Source organism: Streptomyces sp. NPDC017225, assembly GCF_044331465.1.
GTDB lineage: Bacteria > Actinomycetota > Actinomycetes > Streptomycetales > Streptomycetaceae > Streptomyces.
In genome coordinates, this window is sequence record NZ_JBIRNE010000048.1 from 1 (window position 1) to 3,607 (window position 3,607).

Consider the following 3,607-nt stretch of genomic DNA (forward strand, 5'->3'; position numbering starts at 1 on the left):
CACAGGGTTCGATCACCAAGACCGGCAACGGTCATGCACGTCGGTTGTTGGTCGAGGCAGCATGGCATCACCGCAAGATCTACCGCAACCCTGGATGTCAATGGCCACGAAGTTCTCCCCGTAGGCGGCCAGTAGTTCTCCCCGCTGGTGGCCACGGGTTCTCCCCGGTGGCGGCCAGTTGTTTTTCCCCACCCGCTTTCTGATTTGGGTTAGCTGAAGGGCTTCACCCCCTTGCCGGTGGTGGCTTCGGTGAGGCGGAAGGAGTCGCCGTCGGTGACGACGACGTGCGCATGGTGCAGGAGCCGGTCAACGGTGGCGGTGGCCAATGTTTTGGGCATGATCTCGTCGAAGCCGGAGGGGTGCAGGTTGCTCGAGACGGCAATCGCTCGGCGTTCGTAGGCAGCGTCGACGAGGCGATAGAATCCTTCGGCGGCGTCTTCAGAGACCGGGAGCAGACCGATGTCGTCGACGATGATCAGGTCGGAGCGGATGATCCTCGTCAGGGCTCGGGCGATGGAGTCGTCGGCACGGTGCCGGCGGACCAGGGCACCGAGGTCTTCGATGGTGAACCAAGACACCGCCAGCCCAGCTTCGACTGCGGCCTGCCCGAGTGCCTCGGTGAAGTGAGACTTGCCAGTTCCCGAAGGCCCACAGACGCAGAAACATTCACGCCGCCCGACCCACTCCAGGGTGCGGAGCGCGTCCTGGGTGGCGCGGGGAATCGACGATTTCGTTTCGTCCCAGTCGCCGAAGGTCTTGCCGGTAGGGAAACCCGCGCGTTTGCGGCGAGTGTGCAGGTTCGCCCGGTCCCGGCCGGCGGCTTCCTCAGCGAGGAGAACCCGCACGACTTCGGCGGGGTCCCAGCGTTGGGCTTTCGCGGTCGGGATGATATCGCTCAAGGACCTGCGGATATGGGGCAGTTTCAGGCGTTTAGTCAGGTCGATCGCCTCGGCCAACGGGTCGCCGTTAGCGCTGGTAACAGTGCGCAAAGGGGTGCTCATCAGGCGTCATCGCTTTCATCGTCAGTAGTGGCTGGGCTGGCCGGCGCTGGTGTCTGGCCGAAGGTGGACCAGGCGGCGGTGCCCGGTTGCAGAGTGTGGTTCTCGCTGCGACGGACCGGATCAGCGTGTTCGTGGGTGACTTGGTAGTCGAGGATCGAGATCAGGTCCCGATCGGCGAACCGGCCGGTCATCGCCGCCGTCCCCAACGCTCTGTCGACTGCGTCCGGGGAGTGCAGCTTCGAAAGGTCCACGGCCTCGGCCATCTTCGCCCTGATGCGGCGCGCTCCCGCGGCGGCAGCCTCGACCAGCCAGCTGTTGGCACCCTGGCCCAACTGTAGGAAGGCGAGCTCGGCGGCGGTACGAGGCTTGGGCACCCGGTCGGCGGCGTCGCGGTCTGGGCGGGGTGGGTAGTGGTCGTTGTCGAGGACCGGTGAACCGGGTTGGCCGCGGCGGTGCCGCGCGACTTCGACTGCACCGCCATCATTGTCGACGGCGGTCACGATCAGCTCCTCACCATGGAAGCGGGCCCAGACCCGAGTGTCGATCAACGTGTGCGGCACCGAATACCGCACCCCTTCCACCGAGATCGTCGACTCCCAGTTCACCCGCCGGGTAGTGCCGAACACCGCGGTGAACGGAGATTTCGGCAGCGGATGCAGCCGCTGCAACTCTTCGGCCAGCCGCTCGACCGGCCGCCGCCGAGTAGAGCTGTGGACGCGGGTGTTGACGTCGGTGCAGAACTGCCGGCAAGCCGACTCGAGCTCACCGAAAGAGTGATACTGCTCGCGCAGGTTCACCTCCTTCGGCAACAGGTCGGCTTTGGCGATCCGCACCGTCGCCTCACTTCCTCCCTTCGACTCCGGATCAGCAGGTAAACACGTCCGCAGCGTCGTGCCGTAATGCCGTGCCACCTCCACGATCTCCGGATTGCGGACCGCGATCCCGGCCACGTGATCGATCGTCGCGGTCTTCTCGTTGTCGGTGAGGACATAGACCGGAACCCCGCCCAAGCGGCGGAATGTCGCATCCAAACACGCCGCCACCGTCGGCAATGTCTTGTCCCAGATCGGGATCACCACCCGAAATCGCGACCACGCCAACCATGCGCAGAACAACGTCGTCTTCCGGCCGGAAATCGTTGGCCCGTCACCGAAGTCGTACTGTAACCACAGCCCAGGTTCGGTTACCCACGGCCGATACACTCGCCGCCGACCAGCCCGAAACTGGGCCTTCGCCTCCGCGACCGTCCGGCGCGTGGTCCGCTCACCGCCGGTGAACCCCAGCGCGACGATCCGTTCGTGGATGACATCCGCGCGGACCTTGCCCTGCGAGCGGACCACCAACTCCTCGATCTTCGGCAGAAAGTCGTCGATCGCCCGCGCTCGATGCCGCCGGCGGTCCGGCGGCTGCCCCGCAGCGCGCATCTGCACATACCGGGCCACCGTGTGGTGATCACACCCAGCCAGCTCCGCCGCCGCCCGATAACTACCCGTGAGGTCGTACGCCTCCAAAATTTCCATGATCTCCCTGCTCGATTTCATCCACCCAGCGTTGCCGGGACCGAATCTGACTCACAGCAGGTGGGGAACTATCTGGCCGTACGCGGGGAGAAACCATGGCCACAAAATGCGCCATAAATGGCCGCCAGTGGGGAGCTTACGATGGCCGTCGACAGTTGCAGGTTTTGGTGACACCGAACTGAATGTCGTCATACGGATGCCCGCGTCACCTTGAACTGTCCAGTTTGAGGGACGCGGGCATCATTCTGCGTGCTTGCGACCGGTAGATGGTGTGATGGGGATTGCTGTCTCGCGCATTCAATGCTGGTGAATTTCGTTGATAAGTTGAATAGTCCGCAGCGCCACTGCTTCTGCACGTTCGGTGGAGGTGCATTCCATCGTGGTCACGGGTAGCTCGGGGAGCGGGCGTTTCGCGGTGGTTTCGCGTATTCGGATGACTGTCCATCCTGCCTTCTCGAGCACTCGTGTTTTGAGGAGGTCTTTCTCCGCCTTGTCCCGATGCCAATACCAGCCGTCGTACTCGACTATGACCCTTTGATGGTGCAGCGCGAGATCGACTCCCCATCTCCACCCGACGACACCCGCAGGACCTGTGTAATCGGTTTGATTGAACGCTTTCGCGATGAGCTGGCAGATTGCCTGTTCTCGCATTGAGGTTCCAATAGTGCAGCAATGTGGGCATCCGGTTTCGGCTGCCGTGCGGGAACCGATCGAGACTTCCCATTCATGGCCAGCGCGGCATCGCCACCATACGCGGGAATCACTTCCGGCGCTGAAATCAATTGGTGTACCTGTATTTTTGGTGGAATGCCATTCAGATGCTATCGCGGGGTGGGTGGTTCTGAGATCGTTGAAACCTGGCAGGACCTTGCGTCCAGCGCAGATGGGGCACTGTCGACCGTTCACTCGGGAAACCACGACAGCGGGCCATTCGTGTCCGTGGTCTCGGCACTGCCACCAGGCTTTGAGATGGCTTCCGGCTCCAACTCGGGCGGGGGTGAGCAGGTTTTTGGTGGGGTGCCATTCGGCCGCGAGTTCTGGTCGCAGTGTGGCGAGGTCGTTGAATCCGACTACTATTCGTCTGTT

Annotated in this window: 3 protein-coding genes and 1 pseudogene; all 4 read right to left on the reverse strand. The window is 63.0% G+C overall.

The window, feature by feature from the left end; genetic code table 11:
- Window positions 1-209 precede the first annotated feature (209 nt).
- Window positions 210-1,001, reverse strand: a complete 792-nt coding sequence (gene istB, locus ACH4NX_RS38255) for an IS21-like element IS1415 family helper ATPase IstB (protein WP_003944771.1) — start codon at window positions 999-1,001, stop codon at window positions 210-212.
- Window positions 1,001-2,542 carry an IS21-like element IS1415 family transposase gene (gene istA, locus ACH4NX_RS38260; protein ID WP_030538069.1) on the reverse strand — a complete coding sequence of 514 codons (1,542 nt, stop codon included), beginning with the start codon at window positions 2,540-2,542 and terminating at the stop codon, window positions 1,001-1,003. Before istA ends, istB begins: the two co-directional genes overlap by 1 nt.
- Before the next feature lie 276 nt (window positions 2,543-2,818).
- Window positions 2,819-3,172 carry a DUF559 domain-containing protein gene (locus tag ACH4NX_RS38265; protein ID WP_037131400.1) on the reverse strand — a complete coding sequence of 118 codons (354 nt, stop codon included), beginning with the start codon at window positions 3,170-3,172 and terminating at the stop codon, window positions 2,819-2,821.
- A gap of 78 nt (window positions 3,173-3,250) precedes the next feature.
- Window positions 3,251-3,598: pseudogene (locus ACH4NX_RS38270) on the reverse strand (zinc-ribbon domain-containing protein); the annotation flags it as partial.
- Between the last annotated feature and the right edge of the window lie 9 nt (window positions 3,599-3,607).

Bases quoted from the DNA above. Each gene is read 5' to 3' on its own strand.
- istB (WP_003944771.1), bottom strand. From the start codon at position 1,001: ATGAGCACCCCTTTGCGCACTGTTACCAGCGCTAACGGCGACCCGTTG.
- istA (WP_030538069.1), bottom strand. From the start codon at position 2,542: ATGAAATCGAGCAGGGAGATCATGGAAATTTTGGAGGCGTACGACCTC.
- ACH4NX_RS38265 (WP_037131400.1), bottom strand. From the start codon at position 3,172: ATGCGAGAACAGGCAATCTGCCAGCTCATCGCGAAAGCGTTCAATCAA.